Origin of the sequence: Shewanella canadensis (genome assembly GCF_003966225.1) — a bacterium.
In the GTDB taxonomy this organism is placed as follows: Bacteria; Pseudomonadota; Gammaproteobacteria; order Enterobacterales; family Shewanellaceae; genus Shewanella; species Shewanella canadensis.
Map to the genome: position 1 here is coordinate 339,814 of NZ_RXNU01000003.1, position 19,120 is coordinate 358,933.

At 46.9% G+C, this 19,120-nt stretch carries 14 protein-coding genes; 7 read left to right on the plus strand and 7 right to left on the minus strand.

Translation table 11 applies throughout. The annotated features are described in order from the left end of the window. Window positions 1-369: 369 nt before the first annotated feature. Together EKG38_RS07645 and EKG38_RS07650 are read left to right on the plus strand one after the other, a co-directional pair. Complete coding sequence (locus EKG38_RS07645) at window positions 370-753, plus strand: SpoIIAA family protein (RefSeq protein ID WP_126519682.1); 384 nt, start codon at window positions 370-372, stop codon at window positions 751-753. A gap of 221 nt (window positions 754-974) precedes the next feature. Further along, the gene (locus EKG38_RS07650) at window positions 975-1,844 is read left to right on the plus strand and encodes a putative ATP-dependent zinc protease (RefSeq protein ID WP_126519683.1); all 870 of its coding nucleotides are present in this window, start codon (window positions 975-977) and stop codon (window positions 1,842-1,844) included. A gap of 48 nt (window positions 1,845-1,892) precedes the next feature. Here the strand turns inward: EKG38_RS07650 and EKG38_RS07655 are convergent, their stop codons facing one another. Further along, entirely contained in the window at window positions 1,893-4,505 is a 2,613-nt protein-coding gene (locus EKG38_RS07655) for a PDC sensor domain-containing protein (protein ID WP_126519684.1), read from the minus strand. A 171-nt stretch (window positions 4,506-4,676) separates the two neighbouring features. Then, window positions 4,677-6,182, minus strand: coding sequence for a methyl-accepting chemotaxis protein (locus EKG38_RS07660; protein ID WP_126519685.1), 1,506 nt, complete (start codon window positions 6,180-6,182; stop codon window positions 4,677-4,679). A gap of 405 nt (window positions 6,183-6,587) precedes the next feature. Between EKG38_RS07660 and pheS the strand changes: the two genes are divergently transcribed. The 4 genes from pheS (at window position 6,588) to lpxM (ending at window position 11,439) form a co-directional block, all read left to right on the plus strand. Further along, entirely contained in the window at window positions 6,588-7,571 is a 984-nt protein-coding gene (gene pheS, locus EKG38_RS07665; RefSeq protein WP_012142937.1) for a phenylalanine--tRNA ligase subunit alpha, read from the plus strand. A gap of 15 nt (window positions 7,572-7,586) precedes the next feature. Beyond that, window positions 7,587-9,974 (plus strand): phenylalanine--tRNA ligase subunit beta, encoded by a 2,388-nt coding sequence (pheT, locus tag EKG38_RS07670; protein WP_126519686.1) that lies wholly within the window; start codon window positions 7,587-7,589, stop codon window positions 9,972-9,974. A gap of 5 nt (window positions 9,975-9,979) precedes the next feature. Continuing rightward, window positions 9,980-10,276, plus strand: coding sequence for an integration host factor subunit alpha (gene ihfA, locus EKG38_RS07675; protein WP_012142935.1), 297 nt, complete (start codon window positions 9,980-9,982; stop codon window positions 10,274-10,276). A 227-nt stretch (window positions 10,277-10,503) separates the two neighbouring features. After that, a complete protein-coding gene (lpxM, locus tag EKG38_RS07680) occupies window positions 10,504-11,439 on the plus strand; it encodes a lauroyl-Kdo(2)-lipid IV(A) myristoyltransferase (protein ID WP_126519841.1) in 936 nt (311 codons plus the stop codon). Window positions 11,440-11,580: 141 nt separating this feature from the next. Here the strand turns inward: lpxM and EKG38_RS07685 are convergent, their stop codons facing one another. Together EKG38_RS07685 and EKG38_RS07690 are read right to left on the minus strand one after the other, a co-directional pair. Then, the gene (locus EKG38_RS07685) at window positions 11,581-11,952 is read right to left on the minus strand and encodes a hypothetical protein (RefSeq protein WP_126519687.1); all 372 of its coding nucleotides are present in this window, start codon (window positions 11,950-11,952) and stop codon (window positions 11,581-11,583) included. A gap of 10 nt (window positions 11,953-11,962) precedes the next feature. Further along, window positions 11,963-12,286 carry a monooxygenase gene (locus EKG38_RS07690; RefSeq protein ID WP_126519688.1) on the minus strand — a complete coding sequence of 108 codons (324 nt, stop codon included), beginning with the start codon at window positions 12,284-12,286 and terminating at the stop codon, window positions 11,963-11,965. 157 nt (window positions 12,287-12,443) lie between these two features. Between EKG38_RS07690 and EKG38_RS07695 the strand changes: the two genes are divergently transcribed. Further along, window positions 12,444-13,388, plus strand: coding sequence for a LysR family transcriptional regulator (locus tag EKG38_RS07695; RefSeq protein WP_126519689.1), 945 nt, complete (start codon window positions 12,444-12,446; stop codon window positions 13,386-13,388). A 61-nt stretch (window positions 13,389-13,449) separates the two neighbouring features. On the opposite strand, the gene EKG38_RS07700 is transcribed toward EKG38_RS07695, so the two are convergent. The 3 genes from EKG38_RS07700 to EKG38_RS07715 form a co-directional block, all read right to left on the minus strand. Next, window positions 13,450-14,142: a response regulator gene (locus EKG38_RS07700; RefSeq protein ID WP_126519690.1), complete on the minus strand. Its 693-nt coding sequence runs from the start codon at window positions 14,140-14,142 to the stop codon at window positions 13,450-13,452. An 83-nt stretch (window positions 14,143-14,225) separates the two neighbouring features. Beyond that, window positions 14,226-15,632: an ATP-binding protein gene (locus EKG38_RS07705; RefSeq protein WP_126519691.1), complete on the minus strand. Its 1,407-nt coding sequence runs from the start codon at window positions 15,630-15,632 to the stop codon at window positions 14,226-14,228. Window positions 15,633-16,044: 412 nt separating this feature from the next. Continuing rightward, a complete protein-coding gene (locus tag EKG38_RS07715; RefSeq protein WP_126519692.1) occupies window positions 16,045-19,095 on the minus strand; it encodes an Lcl domain-containing protein in 3,051 nt (1,016 codons plus the stop codon). Window positions 19,096-19,120 lie beyond the last annotated feature (25 nt).

Consider the following 19,120-nt stretch of genomic DNA (forward strand, 5'->3'; position numbering starts at 1 on the left):
AAGAATACGCCTAATGTTGGATTAGATTCACATTAGGAGTATTCACCTGAATATGTGGAAAAATTCTTTCGAGCAACAACATTTTGTTGTCTATTTTGCCTTACTGGTATTTTGGGGGCTAGTACACCTCTTTAGCCACTATGCCTTTGGTTTAGGATGGGGCTTCTTTCCATTTGTGATCACTTTGCCCTTTATTCCATTTATACTTGTTTGGTTAGGCGTACAATTTTCACGACATTTCAAGCGTTATCAAGAGGGGGTATGTAGAAGCCTTCATGTATGTCATTGCTTCTGTACTGCCACTCTTTTTAGTTTGTTTGTATTTCATTTTGTGTATTAATTTCGGTTAGCAGATGCAAGGAGTGCGCGATGCTTAAATTATTAAGTGGCTTTGACCATGATACGGTCGCTATCAGGGCGTCGGGAGTGGTCACGGGTGAAGATTATGACCAAGAGCTGTTGCCTGTCATCGAAGATAAATTGAAAGATCATGCGTGCATTAAACTTTGGTACGAATTTGATGAAGCCTTTGAGGGTATTTCTGTTGGAACCCTCTGGGATGATGCAAAACTCGGTCTGTTTCATTTGACCGACTTTTATCGTGTGGCGTTTATTACTGATAGTCGGTTGGTCGCCGGAATGGCGAATGCATTAGCCTATATGATCCCCTGTCCGGTTAAGGTCTTCGAGCGAAGTGAAACAGAACAAGCTTTACTATGGATGAAAGAGTCAGAGACAAGCGAGACTGTTTGAGTCGTATTAAATGAAAGCCTTGTAGCTGGTATTAAATTTTTATCGTAAATTTTGTAGTGAATTGTAATTATTAGTTAAGTGTCGGCCTCGAGTCGGCATTTTTATGTTGGAATAATTTAAAATGTCAGGTAAAACAAGCCAGAATATAGTCTTTTGCCGATGTGTATTGTGTAGTATTAGGTTAGGTATTAAACATTAGGTATTAACATTAGGAATTAGGAATGCTGAAAAAAATTGGCTTTTGTATGTTACTCGTTTCAAGTACCTGTTGGGCTGGAGATAAAGCAATCATAGGTTCATCTGAGCTGATGTCGGTCGAACAGACTGGATTAAGTTATGAGGCCAGAATTGATACGGGCGCGGTGAATACCTCTCTTCATGCTTTCGACCTGGAAATCGAAGGGGGCAGTGAAAAGAAGATGAAAGACAATGTGGGGAAAACCTTGATTTTCACCACAGAGAATGAAGAGAGCCTTCAGAAACGTCTGCAGGCTAAGATTGTTAAAACCTCTACCGTGAGTAACTCTCAGGGTAGGGAAACACGTTATATGGTTGACCTTAAGGTCGGTTTCCCGGGCAAAGAGCGAAAAGTCCGGGTCAACTTGAGGGATAGAAGCCATATGGATTATAAGTTACTCATAGGTCGTAATTGGCTTAAAGATAAATACATAGTCGATGTGTCAGAAAAGAAAGTCATAGGGCCTATAGCGCCGATTAGTATTCTTGAGTCGGGTCTTACTTTTGAAACCCGTATCGACACCGGAGCCGTAGAGAACTCACTTCATGCCGTCGATCTCAAGGTGGAGAATGGTGAAAAGGATATGGAGAAGAATATCGGCAAACGCTTGAGCTTTACGACCGAAAATGAAAAAGGGGAGTCTCATCGGGTCAATGCGATGATCGTTGAAACCTCATTGATCCGTAATGCTCAGGGGAGTGAAATACGGTATATGGTCGAGTTGACCGTGGGCCAGCCAGGACAAGAGTATAAAGTAAAGGTTAACCTTAAAGATCGCAGTAAGATGAGTTATAAATTTCTTATCGGTCGAAATTGGTTACAGGGCCATTATATGGTCGATGTTTCGCTCTAGTTAATACCAATAAAAAAGGTGCTTTAAGCACCTTTTTTTATTGTGGCACTAACGTTTAAGCGGGAGTGTACAGATCACCCGGGTAAACGTGTTCAGTGCCGATTTGACTTCTAATGTACCGTTGAGTTCTGATCTTACCCAGGCATCTAAACTCGAGAGTGTGCCTGAGTAGATATTAGATCCCAGTTGTGAATTCAGGGCCGCCAGTTTGTCATCAGCGATCCCCTGACCATTATCTTCTACAGTGATGATTAAGTTATCAATTTCCTGCACGACCTCTATCGACACTTGCTTGAGTTTTTGCTGCCCGGGGAATGCATGAGAAAGACAGTTATTGATCAAGGAGTAAAATATCAGTAATAGATCCCATGAAGAGCGATTGATACTCAGTTTACTATCACAAACGACCCTTACCTGTATCTCTTGTTCGGTGAGCTGTGGCTCCATAACGACGAGGAAATGCGATAGATAGTGTGACAGGTTAATCGATTTAATTGCCATCTCTTTAGTCACAATCAGATGTTGGAAATGGCGTAATTTATTGGTATGTTCTGTCAAGCGACCGACGATCTCATCATAATTTTCCTGACTAATGCCCGCTTTGTATTTGCAGATGAGTGACAGTAACTTGTCTTGCTCTTGAGTGTGTTGCTTTATCAAAGTTGCGAACAGTTGTGGAAATAATTCATGATTTTTGACCTCCACACGCTGCAAATTATTGAGCTTATTGATGGTTAATTCGAGTGTGTTTGCCTTCTCTTGCAGCTGCAGACTCTCCTGCTTACTCATCAATAGCTGATGTGAATATTTTGCCAGCTCTAAATTGAGTGATTTATTCTTATCATGTAACTCCTGACTGATTATTTTTTGGGAGCCGATCTCAAACGCCATGCTGCCTATCGAAGTCATGGTGCCATCATCATCCTTAATCGGGAACTTAGTAACTTGATAAACGATTTCACCTTGCACCGAAGGGATAGGCTGTTCGAAGCTCTGTGGACTCTGTGTCTTTAAGGTGATGTTATCGTGTTTCAGAATTAACTCGGCAATATGAGGCGGAAAAATCTGGCTGTCCTTGGTTCCAATGATACTGTGTCTTTCAATACCGATAACTTCGCAAAATCTGTCATTGACTAAGATATAAGATCCATCGATATCTTTGATGCTAATGAGGTTCTGCGATGAATTCAGTAGCGAATTAAGCTGCTTCTTTCTCAGTTTTAACTCTGTTTGAGCAATCCTTTGAACGGTTAGCTGCTCCTCTAAGGCTAAATTACTGGCATCGAGGCTGGCGAAAGCCACCTCCAATTGATGACTTCGAGAGATAAATGCTTTAGCTAATTGTCCCAACTCATCCTTACTTATCGTGGCTTCTAACTCTAATTTTGCTAACTGGTTCCCCTGAAGTGCGTTAACCATTCTGGAAATGGGCCTGATGAACAGCTTATGTTGCAGCATAAACAGTAAAATCAGCGCTGCCAGTTGCATGAGTAGCAGGTAGATCCCCATTCTGGCGGCAATGATATTGGCCTTATCATTCATCGAAGAAAGTGGTGTGACGAGTACAATCTTCCAAAAAGTCTTTGGCATCATGAAGATGGATACCAATGTCGGTTCATCGAGAATAGGATCATGACCCAGCTCGAAGGAGGCCACTAATGAGGTCGATTTGGGCTTACCCTGCGCATTGAGGTTGATGAGTGCGGTAAGTTTTTCTCTTTGTGAAAAATGGGTGGTGTCCATCAAATCGGCTAGCTGAAATTGATTATAAGCAGGGTTCTCCAGTGACTCTTCAATCAACTTGGCGTCCAGTTTAATCAATCTTTCATTTATGGGTTCAAATACGGGGTGATTGGAAGTGAAGCTTGCAAAGGGTTTGAAGAAAGCACGCTTATCAAAAATTTTATTTCGATTATCTTTTTTGGGAGCCGCCAATACTCTGTTGCTGTGATCCAGAGCAAACATATAGCCATGGTTATCATTCATCGCCTGATGAAAAAAGTGACCTAAACCCAATAGCGTGACATCGACCGTAGAGACGCCCACGAATTGATGTTCAACCCACATAGGTACAGACGCTGTGATCATTGCTTCATTGGTAAATGGGTCGATATAGGTTTCAGACCAAAATGTGGTCCCACTGGGATAGAAGCGGGTAGGTTTGTACCAGCTCTCAGAATGATATCCGGGCCCATTTAGGCTGTTATAGTCATCGACCCGCTCCAGCTCCAGAGCCTTGTTTCTGGCCCAGAATAGACTATCGAGTTGTTTAGTTTCATCGAAGCTGCCCGGTTCCGGCCAGATCCCACCGCCGGAGATCAGATCATACTTTCCATTCTTGTCCAGCAGTGCAGGAATGGACTTCTCCAATACCTGACCGTCATGGCGGTATATCTCACCTAAAGAGGCGATAGAGACGGCCAGACTTTCTATTTTCGACGTTGTTTGTTGCAGCTTTGCAACTATGGCCAAGCCTTGGTTCTGGCTTAATGTGATCTGGGCTTGTAGCTGGTGGCTTTTCTCTATGGTGAAGAGTATCCATACACTGGATATGATGATCAGTGAGGCGATAATAAACTGAATAAAAGAAAATTTGACCGGTAAACTATCGCTCCAATGCAGAGCCTGCATTCTAGGTTTACTGATCTTGGAGTTGCCCATATATCTTTTCAATCCTCTTATGGCATCCGATTATGTCACTTAGCTTTATTCCGGCTATCAAAAGTTAGCTTATCGACTATTTTCATTGAATCGAATAACACGAACAGTTTACCGCTTGCGTCTGTCTAAACTGTTCGTGATCTACGCGTACCGACTCTCTTGTATTAATGACTAGATCTTCAAGCCAACAAGCAGATCATCTAACTGCTCGGCAGTGGCATGTAGCTCGTCACAACCTGAAACCGATTCGTTTGCCGATTGCTCTACATTGTGTGACTGATTGCGGATCTCCATCAGGTTAGAGGCAATTTCATTGGCAACCGATGATTGCTCTTCAGCGGAGGTTGCAATGAGTACACTCATCTCCATCACTTTAGAGCTATGGTGTGCAATTGCCTTGAGATCCTCACCCGTGTCCAGTACATGCTTTTTGCCATCATTGGCCTTATCTACGGTGCGCTTCATCACCTGAGTCAGGTTCTGAGCACCGGATTGAAGTGCTTCAATCATAGATTTGATCTCGACGGTCGCTGACTGAGTTCGTCCCGCAAGGGTTCTGACCTCGTCGGCAACGACGGCAAAGCCTCGTCCTTGCTCACCGGCTCTGGCAGCCTCGATGGCGGCATTGAGTGCAAGCAGGTTGGTTTGCTCGGAAATGGCGTTAATGGTCGTGACCACTTCATCTATCTTGGCCGCATTCTCATTGAGATCATGGACGGCGCTTGAGGCATTGGCTATCTCATTGGATAAACCGCCGATAGCGACAACGGTCGTCTCGATGTCTTTGGAGCCGGCATCAACCTGACTATTGGCTTCCTGAGTCTCGGCCGAAGACTGTTCGGCATTTCTGGCAACTTCAATCACGGCCGCAGTCATCTCCTCCATTGCGGTGGCGAGTGAGTCCAGATGCTGACGTTGATTTGCAGCCAATGACTGACCTTCCTGCGCATTTTGTCTGAAAGACTCTACGACTTGACGGATCTGTGTGCTGGCCTGTGTGATCTGTTTGACCAGGGTATGTTGTCTTTCGACCAGTGTATCTATGCTGATAGCCAGTAAACTGAACTCGTCCTTAACTTCAAAAAAGTTGAGGCGACTGGTGAGATCTCCGTCGGCGGCTCGCTTAAGGGCCATCACACTGGTGTAGAGTGCGCCTCCGACAAATGTCGAGATGTAGTAACCTGCGATTAAGATGAACACAACCATGAACGCGACAGACATCACAACAGATAGCCAATGTTCGTTACTGGCGAGACTCTCGAGAGGGGCGACGGTCGAGGTCGTGACTAATTGGTTGTTACTGACTCTACTGACCGACTGTAAACCGGAATTGGTCTCAAGGTTACCGCCTCCGCGCTGCGCGAGGCGCTCACTCTTGCCATCGAGCTTGCTTACGATTTTAGTATTGGCGACCCGGTTAATTTTCTGCAGATATTGTGCACGTTGTGCCTCAGGAATAAAGTCATAGCTGATATCAATCACTGAATTTATGCTTTGAGCCTGGTTCAGGCTTGCATTGTTATGCGTATCGAGCAACTCCGATTCAAATTGGCTGTTAAGCATAAATGCCAGACCTACCAGGGTGAAGATGGGAACGATAGCTAAAATAGCGAATTTGGTTTTCAGGGTCATATGGATAAGGTATTGATCTATCCAGCGGAATTTAACTTCTTTCATAAGGCTCTCTCTGTCGGTTATCTTAATTATTCTTTATTTATCGATGGCGCAACCATGGATAGCATTTAGGCATAATAATGGTAAGTTTTGCTTAGAATTTGCGCATTGACTCTTGTTTTTATGTTTAATTATAAGATACAGAGTAGATGTTACCTTGCTCCATTGCCGATCGCGAGTAAAACCGCAACATTCCAGTAATTAATTGGCAACAGCTTATCGTTCTGAAAATGGCATCTAAAAGGTAAACATCTCACTAAAATAGGGGTTTAACAGATAAAACAGTTAATTTGCGCTGGTCAAAAGGGCGGATGTCACGTAAAATTCGTGTCTTTTTCTATTTTCATAAAGAAAAATAGCTAGAACTACAAAGTCACGGCCAATGGGTCGCACGCACTGGAAGAGAAGATGTCACAGTTAACAGAGATCGTAGAACAGGCCTTAGCTGCCATTGAAGGGACCGAAGATTTAAAAGCCCTTGATGAGCTTCGTGTCGATTACCTTGGAAAGAAAGGTAAAATTACCGACATGATGAAGATGATGGGGAAGCTAAGTCCGGCCGAAAAACCGGCATTTGGCCAAGCTGTTAATCAGGCGAAACAAGCAGTACAAAAACAGCTGTCTGAACGAATAGACAATCTGAAGGCAAAAGAGCTTGAAGCACAGCTTGTAGCAGAAAGCATCGATGTCTCACTGCCGGGTCGTCGCATCGACAACGGTGGTCTGCATCCTGTGACTCGCACTATCGAAAGAATAGAAACTTTCTTTGGTGAGCTTGGCTTTAGTGTCAAGGAAGGTCCGGAAATCGAAGATGACTTCCACAATTTCGATGCCTTGAATATTTCTGAGCACCACCCAGCTCGTGCCGATCATGATACGTTCTACTTTAATCCAAAGGTGATGTTGCGTACTCAAACTTCCGGTGTACAGATCCGTACCATGGAAAATGAGAAGCCACCTCTGCGCATTATCTCTCCAGGTCGCGTATACCGTAACGATTACGATCAGACTCACACGCCGATGTTCCATCAGGTTGAGGGTTTGTTAGTTGCTGAGAACGTCAACTTTGCCGAGCTTAAAGGCATACTGCATGACTTCTTACGTAACTTCTTTGAAGAAGACTTAGAAGTCCGTTTCCGTCCTTCATACTTCCCGTTTACAGAGCCTTCGGCTGAAGTCGATGTTATGGGTAAAAACGGTAAATGGCTTGAAGTGCTTGGCTGCGGTATGGTGCATCCAAATGTACTGCGCAGTGTTGGCATCGATCCTGAAAAATACTCTGGTTTTGCTTTTGGTATGGGTGTTGAGCGTCTGTCGATGTTGCGTTACGGCGTTAACGATCTACGTTCTTTCTTTGAAAACGACCTACGTTTCCTCAAGCAATTTAAATAACGGAGCTGTATTAGCATGAAATTTAGTGAATCTTGGCTTCGTGAGTGGGTAAACCCAAGCATTAGTCGTGAAGAGTTATCCCATCAAATCACCATGGCTGGTTTGGAAGTGGATGGTATTGAAGATGTTGCCGGTGAGTTCAGCGGTGTTATCGTGGGTGAAGTTGTCGAATGTGGCCAACATCCGGACGCCGATAAGCTACGAGTAACAAAGATCAATGTCGGTGAAGATGAGTTGATCGACATCGTTTGTGGCGCACCTAACTGTCGCCTGGGCATTAAAGTTGCCGTGGCTATGGTCGGTGCAGTACTACCCGGTGATTTTAAGATTAAGAAAGCCAAATTACGCGGTGAGCCGTCGTTTGGTATGCTTTGCTCATATGGTGAGCTAGGCATAGACGTTGAAAGCGATGGTATTCTCGAGCTACCAGTCGATGCGCCAATTGGTGCAGACCTTCGTGACTACTTGAGTCTCAATGACGCCATTATCGATGTTGACTTAACCGCTAACCGTGCAGACTGTCTGGGTATGGCAGGTCTGGCCCGTGAAGTGGGTGTATTAAACCGTCAGTCTGTGACTGAGCCAACTTGGGAAGCGGTTAGTCCAACGATTGATGACGCTATCAAGATCGATCTTCAGGCGCCAGCATTTTGTGGACGTTATTTAGGTCGTGTGGTTAAAAACGTCAACGTGAAAGCCGAATCGCCACTTTGGATGCAAGAGAAGTTGCGTCGCAGTGGTATCCGCTCGATCGATCCTATTGTCGATATTACTAATTACGTGTTGATTGAATTCGGTCAGCCTATGCACGCGTTCGATCTTGCTCAACTGGCAGGTGACATACAAGTACGCATGGGAAGCGGTGATGAGAAGCTCACACTGCTTGATGGTAAAGAGATCACTGTTCCTGCAGATACTCTAGTCATTAGTGACCAAAAGCAGCCTCTGGCGCTTGCTGGTGTCTTTGGTGGCGAATACTCAGGCGTGAACAGCGATACTAAGGATATCATGCTCGAGTGTGCTTTCTTCGCACCTTTAGCTATTTTAGGTAAGGCTCGTCGTCTTGGTCTGCATACCGATTCTTCACATCGCTTCGAACGAGGCGTCGATCCTGAGCTGCAGCATAAGGTTATGGACCGAGCGACACGTTTGGTACTCGATATCTGTGGTGGCGAGGCGGGCCCTGTTGTCGAAGCTAAATCAGATGAGCATCTGCCTAAGCCTGTTGAGATCGTATTGCGTCGTAGCAAGCTTGACCGCATCTTAGGTCACCATATCGCTGATGCTGAAGTGACAGAGATCCTTGAACGTCTGGGCTTTGCTGTAACAGTGAATGGCGATACCTGGGAAGTGACAACGGCAACGTATCGTTTCGATATGGCTATCGAAGAAGATTTGATTGAAGAAGTTGCCCGTATCTACGGTTACAACAATATCCCTAACACCGCCCCTGTAGCATCGTTAAGCATGCCTGATCATAAAGAATCAGATATCAGCTTAAAGCGCGTTCGCAGCATGCTTGTTGCTCGTGGCTTCCAGGAAGCGGTGACCTATAGTTTCGTCGATCCTAAGTTGCAAAACTTAGTTCATCCGGGTGAAGAGGCGATGATATTGCCGAACCCTATCTCTGTTGAGATGTCAGCGATGAGACTGTCGATGTTTACCGGTCTTTTAGGCGTTGTGGGTTATAACCAGAGCCGTCAACAAAACCGTGTTCGTCTTTTCGAGACCGGCTTACGCTTTGTTCCTGATACTACTGCAGAATCAAATGTACGTCAGCAAGCGATGTTGGGCGCGGTTATCTCTGGTAACCAAAATGATGAACATTGGTCGATGGAGTCTAAAACGGTCGATTTCTTCGATCTTAAGGGCGACCTTGAAGCCATCATCGGCTTGACAGTTTCCGATGTTGAATTTACTTTTAGAAGTGCAACACATCCGGCTCTTCATCCGGGGCAATGTGCTGAAATATTAAGGAATGATCGAGTCATTGGTATCATTGGTGCGGTACATCCAAGCTTAGAAAAGCCTTTTGGACTCAATGGTAAAACAATTGTTTTTGAGCTCGAATTGGACGCTTTATTACATGCCGGCTTACCGCTAGCCCAGACTGTATCTAAGTTTCCTGCTAACCGACGTGACATAGCCATCGTAGTTGATGACAGTGTTTCTGCCGGAGATGTTGTAAAAATGATAAGAAAAGTTGGCCAAAATCAGTTGGTTGGCTTAAACTTATTCGATGTATACCAAGGTAAAGGTGTTGAGCCGGGCAAAAAGAGCCTAGCAATAGCACTTACATTACAAGACAACACTCGTACACTTGAAGAAAAAGAGATAGCTGAGATGGTAGATTCAGTGGTTTCCGCTCTCAAGTCCGAGTTCAACGCACTGTTGAGGGATTAAAGAATATGGCACTTACCAAAGCCGAAATGGCAGAGCATCTTTTTGAAACGCTTGGAATTAACAAGCGCGTAGCTAAGGAGATGGTAGAGACGTTTTTCGAAGAAATTCGTCAAGCGCTCGAAAGTGGTGAGCAGGTCAAGTTATCTGGCTTTGGCAACTTTGACCTTAGAGATAAGAATCAAAGACCGGGAAGGAACCCGAAAACAGGCGAAGATATCCCTATCTCAGCTCGCCGAGTCGTAACTTTCCGACCTGGACAAAAGCTTAAGAGCCGAGTCGAAGAGGCAAACGCGAAAAAATAATCGCGTTAAATAGTTACAGTTAAGGCCACTCAAGTAGTGGCTTTTTCTGTATATTTTTCTAGTGAAATTTATATCAATCTTATTCGCTTTCCTATTTACAGGTGAGAATTAAATAATCTTTCGAACAAATACAGCTATTTGGATCAAAGGGTTAATTGTCCGCTGTAGAAGTGTCTAGCATTGAAAATGCCATTACTCAGCTGTTGGTATTAATTGAGGTCATTTTTTTGTCAAGAAAGCCTAAGTATTTTGATCGTAGGTTCAAAGCTGAACTACTTCATCCCAAATATTGGTCAACCTGGTTTGGGATCCTGATATTAGTTATTTTTGGTTTGATGCCGGCCTGGCTTCGCGACCCTTTAGCACGTTTACTCGCTAAACTGGTGATGACGATTGCAAAGAAACCCATATCGATTGCTCGAATCAATGTCACAGCCTGCTTCCCTGAAAAAACATCTGCTGAGATAGAAGCATTACTCAAAGATAATATTGAAAACTTTGTCATGATCCTGCTGGCTCAATCTGAGCTGCTGGTACGCTCTAACGCTAACCTGCGTCGCAGGGTCAAGTTGGTGGGGTTTGAGCATGTTGAGAGTGCACTCGCGGTCGGTCAACCGGTGATCTTTATCATGCCTCATGTATGGGGCATCGAATATGCGGGCCTTAGGCTCAACCTCGACCTGCCTATGGTGAGTATGGCCAAGGCGCATCGTAATGGCCTGTTTGACTGGTTTAACAACCGTATGCGTAGCAGCCTTGGCGGCAACATCTATATGCGCGAGGCGGGGATCCGGGCACTCTTGTCTGAGCTTAAAAACAATAACAGCTTCTTCTATCTTCCCGATGAAGACTTAGGGCCGGATAAAAGCGTCTTTGCCCCTTTCTTGGGCACGGTTAAGGCGACACTGCCCGTCGTCGGACGTTTGGCTCAGGCCGGTAATGCTCAGGTGATGCCGGTAAAAATCGGCTATAACCAGCAGACTCGTCAATATGAGTTAACGGTTATGCCAGCTATCGAGCCCGAAGAGATGAAGGGAAAAGAGAACGAAGCGATTGCCTTGAACAAGGCCGTGGAGCAGGTGATCTTAGCCTATCCTGAGCAGTATATGTGGTTCCTTAAGGTATTGAAGACACGGCCCGAGGGTGAAGCGCCGCTGTATTGATTCAATAGCCGGTGCAGTCGATGCGGTGGCTGCTTTCATTGTATTAGTGAAAGCGAAAAGGTGAGATTTAAGCCATGGCTTAAACTCACCTTTTTTGTTGGTCTTTCACGGTAGTCATTCAGCCTGTTATACCAACCGGTATTATTGTTTTTTCATCTGCATAAAGCTCAGTACCGATAATAGGGTAAAGAATGCCGGGTCGCTCCAGCCAAAACCAACGAAGATGCCAGTCACTCCTGCATACAGAGTAATAATCACCCCTAAGCCATTCGAGATAGTCAGGGCCAGAAACAGATTTTTAGCCAGCTTACCGGCCTCAATCTCACGCAATAACAGGCTTATCGCGGCAATGCCTCCTAGAAATATTGACGTGTGCTGAGAGAGGAAATAGGCATATTGATCGTTAATCTCCACCCCATACATGGGCCACATCAACGTCGGCATAAAAAATAGTGCCAAGGCGAACACCGTATACACACTGCCGTGGGCAGTTAGAAATGTCTTGTTGTTCATCGTGCTCTCCTTACTTCTGCGCCTTCTTCTGCGCTAGTGGCGCGTGGTTAACCTTAGATAGCGTCTGGTTCACATCGAAAATCAGCCCTCTGACACCTGATATCCCCATCTTATTTAAACGAGCCGTATGCATCTCCAGATAGGCCTGTGCACTCGCTTCATCTTCAAACAGATACACCCCACCGCCGAGCTGCTTAGCTTCATTTTCGGTCCATATCTTCCAAATCATTCCCGGCTCATGGTTAATTGACTCGGCTAAGCCCTTAAGCATAGTCGCCATCTCCTCTCCAAAAGGGCCATTAAAACCAAAATCGACCTGTAGTAACTTTTGCATCTCTCTTCTCCAATATAAATTCAGCAAGATTGCTTAACGTGAGAGCGGGTATTCAGAAATATTGTTCTGCATCTCTCTGGCATAGGTGTAATAATACCTACAGAAATTGAACATAAAAGTTCATAAAACTGCGGTTATATGTGGAGAAATTCGACCGATGAGATTGAAAACTACACTGGATCAGTGGCTAACCCTGTATGAAATTGACCGAGCTGGCAGTATTCAGGCGGCTGCGACAGCACTGAGCAAGAGCCACACCACGCTCATCTATGCGGTTAAAAAGCTCGAAGGGCAGTTAGGCGTCTCGTTGGTGCAGGTTAAGGGCCGAAGGGCTGTGCTAACCGATGATGGCAAAGCGCTGCTTCGCCGGGCAGACTCCATGTTAGAGCAGGCGAGGGAGCTCGAAGAGATAAGCACTCAACTCGCCAGAGGGATCGAGTCGGAGATAACCATCGCCATCGATCACCTCTGCGATCGCAGCTGGTTATATCAACCTATGGCGGATTTCCTGGCACAAAACAGCAGTACCTCCATTCAAGTGGTCGAGACCTCACTGTCTAAAACAACGCAGATGGTGACCGATGAGCTGGCCGATATCTCTATCGTCACTCTGCCTGTTACTAACTACCCTTGTGAGGCCTTCGGTATCGTGACCATGCTCCCCGTGGTGGCCAAAAGCCATCCTCTGGCAGCAAAGCAGCCACTCTGTTCGGCGGACTTCACTACCACAAGTCAAATCGTTGTAAGAGACTTAGGCGGCACTCTTAAGCAAGTTGTAAAGCAAGCGGAAAAACAGGGTGTACAACAAGAGGCAAAACAAGATGTGGGTTGGCTTAAGTCCCGTCAGCGTATCACGGTGGATAATTTTGACCACGCCTGGCAAGCTGTAGAGCAGGGCGCCGGTTTCTGTCGCCTGCCTGAGCACCTCTTAAACAGCCGTAGCCACAGTAAAGGTATGGACAATATCGTTATTCTAAAAGTAGAGAACGCCGAACGCTATCAGGTGCCTATGCACTTAACCCTACCGAAAGGCGCCAAAACCGGCCCCGCCGCAACATCTCTTTATCGGTTATTGATGGAGAGTAAAAAGCTTAGGGAATAAGGCTGCAAGGTGAAAGCTAATCGAATCAGCCTCTTAGTTAGGCACTTAATTAGAGAAGCGCTTACTCATATTTATAGCCTGCGCCATATACAGAGTGAATGGCGCTCTCCTCTATACCTATTGAGGCAAGTTTCTTACGTACCTTCTTAATATGGCTGTCTATGGTTCTGTCACTGACGAAGTGGCGGTCATCGTAGATGATATCCATCAACTGATCCCTTGAAAATATTCGACCGGGCTGCTTAAACATGGCGCTGAACAGGTTAAACTCGACCTTGGTCAGTTCACACTGCATACCGGATTTAAACACTTTAAAGCCCTGTTCATCGAGTCGAATACCATCAATTTGAATATCGTTAGTGTTAGCAGATGCCTGATTGACCACTCTGCGTATCACGGCTTTGACCCGGGCGACCACTTCCCGTGGGCTAAAGGGCTTACAGATGTAGTCATCTGCCCCAAGCTCCAGGCCGAGCAAGCGGTCAATCTCCTCTACGCGGGCCGTGATCATTATGATGGGGATGTTTGAATGTCGGCGGATCTGTTTACACACCTCCAAACCATCGAGCCCGGGAAGCATAAGATCCAATAAGATCAGATCGCAGGGGTGACTGGCCAGCCACCCCTGTACCTCATCGCCGCGATGGAGTTGATGGGGCTCGAAGGATGAGTCACAAAGGTAGTCGGCCAACAGCTGAGCTATTTTCAGCTCATCCTCAACAATCAAAATTTGTTTCGCTGCTTCTCTGTTCATCCTGGTGCCTGTTGTCAGTTATTGCGATTAGTTACTAGAATTAGTTATTAGAGTCAGTTATTAGAGTGAGTACTTATACTCAGTTATTTGAGCGGAAGCGTGATATCGAACCTCACGCCACCTAAGCTTGAAGGCCTGGCGGTAATGGTACCGTTGTGCGCCTCGACGATGTTCTTAGCTATGGATAAGCCTATCCCCGAACCGCCCGAATTTCGATTTCGTGATGATTCGGTGCGATAGAGGCGATCAAACAGTTTAGTCAGCTGCTCCTGTGTCACTCCCGGTGGCGTATCGCTCCAGCTGATGATAACGTTCGGCCCCTGGATTTTTACTGCTACCTTGACCATGCCATTGGGATCGCTATAGGCCAGGCTATTATTTAGCAGATTGAGGAACAATTGATTCAGGCGGTGCTCATCGCCCTTAAGCAATACTTCATCTTGTTCATAGCTCTGTTCAATGTTAAACCCGGCGCCCTCTATGCTCTCTTTTTTACTCTCGATAACCTGGTCTAAAATTTCAATGAGATCGACATTTTCGAAGCGATAACTCAGCGCGCCAATGTCTGACATAGACAATTCATGCAGGTCATTGATCAGAAATGCTAACCGCTTAACCTCTTGGTAGAGGGAGTTGACCGACTCGGCCGAGTAGTCGCGGATCCCATCCTGAAGCGCTTCTAACTCCCCCTGCAAGATGGCGACGGGGGTTCTGAGCTCGTGGGAGATATCGGCTATCCACTGCTGACGGGCTTTCAAGTTACGATCCAACGATGTTGCCAGATGATTAAAGTCCCGGCCCAGCTCGCCAATCTCATCATCGCTCGACACGGCTATGCGGGTGGTAAACTCGCCCTTACTGATCTTATGGGTGGCATTGCTGAGTTTAATAATAGGTTTGACGAAAAATCGGCTCTGGATCAGGGCGATAAGCGCCGAAATTATTATGACGAAGATAACAATCCAGATTAAATTGGTCGTTAACTTATCGACAAACAATTGGTCGAGCTGCGAGGTGATATGGGTCGTTCTATGGTAGCCCAGGTATCCTACGGTATGATCATCCAGAGTAATGGCTATCCAGTTGATGGTATCAAGCTTATCTTTGCGGCCCAGCAGCAGTTGCTGATCCCTGTCGGCGATAAAAACTATTGGTGGTCTGGGCCGGGGCGGCCGCTCACCATTTGAGAGTTGCGGCCGAAATGGTGCCCGGTCAGGGTTGCTGTTTCTCGGCACATAATAGGTTTCGATAAGCGTTCGCCAGCTAGAGCGGCCTCGTTCCCGTAGCCAATGCCAATCCTGTTGCTTCTGGTACTCTCTGGCCACGGCGTCGACCATGGGAGCTAACTCTTTCTCCCGGTTTGCATCCAGATATTCACGAAAACTGCTGCCAAAAGAGAGGCTGCTGAGGATATAAATACCAAGCACAATAAAGATATTAGCCGTGATGATGGCTAAAAATAACTTGTGCTTAATCTTAAATTTCATCATATGACCATGCTTATGCCGGGTTTGTCCTGAATGACTTGTTTGTAATAAACCTGTTTCTTGCAATCAAAGTCGCTTTCAACAAAAGTACCTTGTTTTAAGGGCTTATACCAATCAGTATAAGAAAGTGATCTACTCAGAGTATTTTTGGCAAACTAATTCAAGGCGAATGGATGAGGGAATGGTGCTCCCTTCTGAAGTCATTCAACGTAGAAGTAGGCAGCCAAAAACACTCCTGAAAGGCGAGGTTTAGCGCATCTGATGCTGTGTTAACGAGCTTAAACGTAGAATAACTATGTTCTTCACTCGTTGCCTTGCCTCAGAAGCGCTAAATTTTCGCTGAGCGATCACATCTTTATACCGATTGGTATTAAACCAATCGGCATAAGCCATCTACTTCGATTCATGAGCAAGGCTAATTCAGCACTGCCAATCCGGGATAGTCACTCATATAGCGCGTCGCCTTAAATATCTCTGATCCATAGTGGTATTCCCACACGACTTCATGACTGGCGTTATATTCAAACAGGCGTCCCTCGGTGCCTTCACAAACCAAAGTATTGCCGTTCTCAAGTCGTTGGGCGCCCGAGATATGGTCGGCATAAAATTCTCCTGAAACGCCTTCGCTGTAGCTATTGACCAGCTCTCCGGGCGTGCAGTCCTCGCCATTAAAACAAAACTCGTCTACAGAGGAGTAATTGCCCTCGGGCCTGTTGGCACCATTGTTAAAGACCAAAATATTGCCTTCTCCCGGCGTACCAGAGTCAATGAATTGGGCGTCATGCTGCACAAATAGGGTTTGTTCGCCGTCACCGCCATGGGCCGGGGGATTGCCGACCCGGCTCACTATGCCTTGGCTGGCATCGCTATGGTCGATGACCCAGTATTCGCTGAAGTTGCGCACGCTTATCAATATTTGGTCTGCAGCGCTGTTGTAGTCGACCGAGTTCACATGGGTCCAGTCGGCGGAGCCTGAGCCGTTAAAGAAGTTCAGATCAACTTTATCGGTATGCTCGCCGATATCTGAAACATAAGTTTGGGTAATACTGCTATCTACATCTTGTACGACATGGTCCCAGGAACTCCAGCGCCAGACAATTTCACCGTCGGTGCAGCTGCTCTGTTCACCGGCCCGACATACTTCATAGACGGCGTCGGCCCACAGGGTATCGCCCGATACACTGGTTCTGCCCAATGCCAGCGCCTCTTCCGCGGTTTTAGCCTCCCAGACAATGGCCAGAATATTGCCATTGGGCAGAACCTCAACATCGTGATGGCTTAGATAGCTGTCGGTGGCCAGACTGGTGCTCCAGACAACATCGCTGTTCCAGTTCAGGATCTCTATGACCCCGGCGCTGCCACCAGTTTGCCCCGAGAACGTGGTGGGTTTATTGGTTATCGCGCCCGGTCGTAACAGCTCGCCACCGTCCATCAAATAGACCGACAGGCCAGGGCGGTAGTTGCTCTGCCAGCTATGCAAGGTATTCTTTTGCTGGTCTATCAGGTAGGTCTCGGTCGATTGCATCGGTGAAAACAGGGTGTAGCTCTCACTGTCGACCGCCGTATCGCTCGGCTCACTATCGCGTACACATCTGACCTTGTTGTTATCGCGCAAGATATCGCCCTGAGGCCCGTGGTAATAGAAGGTGCCGTTGACGCCGGTGCTCGATCCCGCGCCCGGGGTGGAGGAGACCGCAGTCTTATTGTTACTGCGCTGTGCCCCAGCGCCGTGTACATCCATTATTGTGCCATTCATATAGCCCAAGGCGCGGCCAAATGATACATAGGTGGCACTGCTGCCATTATCGTTATAGGTGGTATGGGTACTCGATGCCCAATAATAGCCCCAGTCATCTTCACCGGCTTCATTGTTAAATGAGCTGGCGTTAAACATCGGATCGATGGCCGCCTGGTTATGAGTATCCGGTGAGCGGCTGTAATCTACGATGCTCTGTAGCTCCTTGGCGTTGGGCAGTCTCCAGTCGCTGTGCGAGGCGGTGGTCGCGGCTTCACATTGCGCTATCGCATCATCCCAATTCACTGAGTCGCTATCATCTTGTTGCCACATCAAACCGGTGGCATCGTCACTAACTGTCTGATCGCCATTATCACTGAAATCATTGATGCCATAATCTGTGTTGCCGCTGACACAGCGCACATAGAAGGGCAGTCTTTCGCTGGGATATCCCTTGATGCGACCATCGACGAAGTTAACCCCAAAGGTGGTGGCATCGGCGTTCATGGTGGTGCTGACATATTGAGTGCTGGAGGCAAACTGGCCGTCGATGATCCGCTCGCCGCTGTCTACATCACCGAAAGCCCAATCGAAAACTTCATCGAGGAAAGCGGTTAACGCTGAGGTATCCGTGCCCTGGTATCCGCTTGGGTCTTTGCCGCTGAATTGGATCAAGGAGTATGACTCTTTGATGCTGGGCAGACGCCAGTCATCGCGTCCACCATAGGTTAAATTTTCGCAGTAGCTAACGGTGTCGCTCTGATAAAGCTTGTCATCACTGGTCAGCGAGCCGTCACCATTGATATCGCTGCTCTGTTGCCAGATAAGGCCGGTAATATTATCGGTAACGATTAGCCCGTCATCGCTGAGGGTATAATCGGGCTGGTTACCGCTATAGTCGGCGTCATAGCCGTTGCCTATACAGCTGGTGGCGTCACCGGATGTTGACTCGTAGCACTGGTTTTGATTGGTATCGACGATGGCATAGCTTCGGCTGAAAGGTGTCGTGCCGCTGCTGGTGCTGTTTATTGTCACCGAATCGACTGTACTGTCCAGATTGCCGTCACTGACAATCAGAGATATGAGGTAATCGCCGTCCATATCGGCTGTAAACTCAGGGCTCATCGTGCCAGCATTGTTCAGGCTGGCACTGCTGCCGGATGGCGCACTATCTAATGTCCAACGGTAGGTTAGGGGATCACCATCGGCATCTGAGCTGGCGCTGCCATCGAGCGTAACACTATCTCCTGTTGTGACACCTCTATCGATTCCGGCATTGGCAACGGGCGTATGGTTAGTGTCTGTCGCTTCGGCGGTAATGGTGATGGTATCGACACTACTGTCTGTACCATCAGATACGGTTAAAGCAACCACATAGCTGCCATCGGTGTCGGCGCTAAAGCTTGGAGTTGCGCTGCTGGCACCCGAGAGCGAGGCAGCGCTGCTATCGGGCAGAGAGGTAAATTGCCACTGGTAGCTTAAGGCATCACCATCGGCATCCGAGCTGCCACTGGCATCCAGGCTGATAACTGCAGCCGACATAACTGTTTGGTCGACCCCCGCATTGGCCACAGGCGCGTTATTACTTGTGGGGGGAACTATGGGGGCATCAGCCCCATTAGCCTCGCTGGAGTCGCCACCACAGCCGCTCAAAGCGACAGCTAACAGCGACGCAATGCAAACAGAAGTCATACTCTCAGCTGCAGTTGAGTGTTGTCTGGTGAATATCATTTGGTGCTCCTTATCTACTTCACCA